The organism is Prosthecobacter sp., assembly GCF_044373815.1.
Taxonomy (GTDB): Bacteria; Verrucomicrobiota; Verrucomicrobiia; order Verrucomicrobiales; family Verrucomicrobiaceae; genus Prosthecobacter.
Map to the genome: position 1 here is coordinate 1 of NZ_JBIPNG010000677.1, position 2,712 is coordinate 2,712.

Here is a 2,712-nt window from a genome sequence, read left to right on the forward strand (position 1 = left end):
CTTCGCATCCGGCGTGGTCAGCGCAGGCACGTTGGCAGGCGGCGGCGGTGGTGGCCTGCCGATGATGGACTCCAGCATCCACACGCCGCGATGCACCGGGCGGTGACGTGTGCCGTCAGAGGTGAGGCTGAGCACGGAAGCCTGCGTGAGCAATCCACCGCGATGATCCTCCGGCTTCAGCACCACGCGTTGCAATTGATCCCCACGAACGCCTTCAATGCCGTAGTGCATGGCCAGGCGCTCATTGATCATCGACCAGTCGGAGTCGAGAAACTCGCGCAGGCTGCCGTTGCGCTTCAGCACTTCCTTGAAGAAGCCCAGCGTCTCCGCCACCATGCTCTGCTCCAAATTCTCGTCGTAGTCGGGATACAGCTCCTTGTCCGGCGGGAACATGCCCACCTTGCGCAGTTGCAGCCACTGGCGCGGGAAACTGTCGGCAAACTCCTGCGCCTTGGGATCCGCGAGCATGCGCTGCACTTCGGCACGCAGTGTTTTCGCATCGTGCAGCTTGCCTTGCTTGGCGAGCTCCAGCAGATGCTCATCCGGCATCGAGCTCCACAGGAAGTAGGAGAGGCGGGAGGCAAGTTCGTAATCGCTGAGCGTCGGCGCAGCCTTCGCGGCATCGCCCTCCTCGAGATAAAGAAAACTCTTCGCGCACATCACACCGATGAGTCCGTTCTTCACCGCCACCTCAAACGAATCGCCCAGCTCCAGCGACTTGTTCACGGGTTGCATCAGGCGCTCGATCTCCTTCGCCTGCACCGGCCTGCGCCAGGCGCGTGTGGCAAACTGCGTCAGGATTTCCCGCGCATCTTTGCTCACATAGATCTTCTGGTGCGCCTTCGTCGGCCAAGAATCCACGATGGGCCCGTCCCACTCCACGGTGTCCACGATCAGCGTCGGCTGGATCGGTTTGAAGTCATCGTCCGTGAGCTTGAGCTGCCACGGCACGCGGCTGCGGGTGTTGGTAAAGGCGTTCGGCGTGCCGCTGTGGCGCGAGCGCCGGCCTTCGGGGTTCGGCCCCGGCACGGAGTTGATGATGCGCACCGGATATTTTCCCGCCACCAGATGCACGCGTGCCTCGACAGTGATGGGTTTGTCTTCCGGCGCATCGATGTCCTGCTCGATCAATGTGGTGTTGATGCTCGACAGGTACACCTTCAGGCGCGGCGCACGACCACCGGCGGGGCGCAGACCGCTGAGCTTCAGCCGCAGCAGGTAGTCGCCCGTCGTCTTGATCTCGATGTTCCAGGAATCCGTCGTGTAGTTCCTCGGCACGATCTCGATGCGCACCTTGTCAGCGATGCCACGCGCCTGGTATTCCTCTTTGAAGCCCTTCCAGCGCATGTCGAAGGCTTCCCAGCGGATCACCTCGCGCTTCGGCTCTGGCCGCAAAGAAAGCGCTTCATCGAGAATCGCATCCGCAGCGGACAAATATTTTTCAATGTGCGCAGGCGAAAGCGTCAGCACGGAGCCGATGCGTTCAAAGCCCTTCCAGTCCGGATCTTCCGGCAGTCCGCTCGGTGCTTTGACATCAAAGTTCACGCCCAGTAGATCGCGCACGGTGTTGCCATACTCATCACGCGTCAGTTTGCGAAAGGCCACACGCTCACCCGCCGAAGACTGGCGCACGGTTTCGGCCTCACGCAGTTGCAGCAGGATCCAGTCGGCCACCTTGGAAATCTCCTCCGGCTTCGGCCTGGCTTCATCCTCCGGCGGCATGTCGCCCGAGTTGATGCGGCTCATGATCTCCTCCCAGTGCCCCATGATCTTCGGCGACTGCAGGTCCACGCTGAGATTGTCCACGCGCAGATCCCCCTTCTGCTTCTTGGTGCCGTGGCAGCTGTTGCAGTGCTGCTCAAAGAAAGGGCGCATGAGGCCGATCAGATCACGCGATTCTGCCCCCATGGCGGCATGGGAGGTCAGCAGTGCAGTAGCGGTCAGCGCAGGAAGCAGGAAGCGTGTCATCGGTCTTGAGTTCAAACGGTGCCCCCCTGAGCTTTGTGCACCTCCCCCGAATGTTCGGGGGACCCTGCGGCAGCAGAACGCGGTGGCAGGGCGGTCCCCTCCTCGCTAGGCTCCCTTCACGGTGCGTCACCTCCTCCATCCATGCTTTGGCGTTCTCCTCATGCTCTGGGGCGGGACGGCCCATGGCGAGCTCACATCATGGATTCCTGAAATGCGGACCCTTGCAGCAGAGCGCACAGCTTTGCAGGAAAAGCTCAGCGTCATGCCGGCAGCACCGGAAGTGCAACTCACCCAGCGTCTGGGCTGGCACAGCGAGTACTCATCCTCCCAAGACAAAGCCGAATGGGTGGAGCTGAATCTGGGGCAGGCGCAGCAGATTGACTCCGTGGTGCTCATCGCACCGCCTCCCAATGGAGCCGCCGTGGGCAAAGGCTACGGTTTCCCTGTGCGCTTCTACGTCGAGCTTCTGGATGAGGGCGAGGACAATGAACGCACGATCATCGCCGACTACACCGACGCCGATTTCCCCAATCCAGGCCTGCTCCCCGTGGTGATCCCCGCAGGCGGACGCATGGCGCAAAAGGTGCGCATCACCGCGACGCGTCTCTGCACCACAGGCGAACGCAGCTTCTGCGCCTTGGGCGAAGTGATGCTGCTGCAAGGAAAGCAAAACCTCGGCGCGCGCCTGGAAGCCATCGGCCCCAATGCCGTGAGAGCCAGCAGCAGCCAGGGCACACGCCCCGA

Annotated in this window: 2 protein-coding genes; one reads left to right on the forward strand and one right to left on the reverse strand. The window is 62.1% G+C overall.

What is annotated here, in order from left to right:
- A partial coding sequence (locus ACIREA_RS30135) for a DUF1592 domain-containing protein (RefSeq protein ID WP_397386017.1) occupies window positions 1-1,968 on the reverse strand: 1,968 nt, incomplete at its 3' end.
- 211 nt (window positions 1,969-2,179) lie between these two features.
- Between ACIREA_RS30135 and ACIREA_RS30140 the strand changes: the two genes are divergently transcribed.
- The coding region (locus tag ACIREA_RS30140; protein WP_397386018.1) for a discoidin domain-containing protein at window positions 2,180-2,712 on the forward strand (533 nt) is incomplete at its 3' end.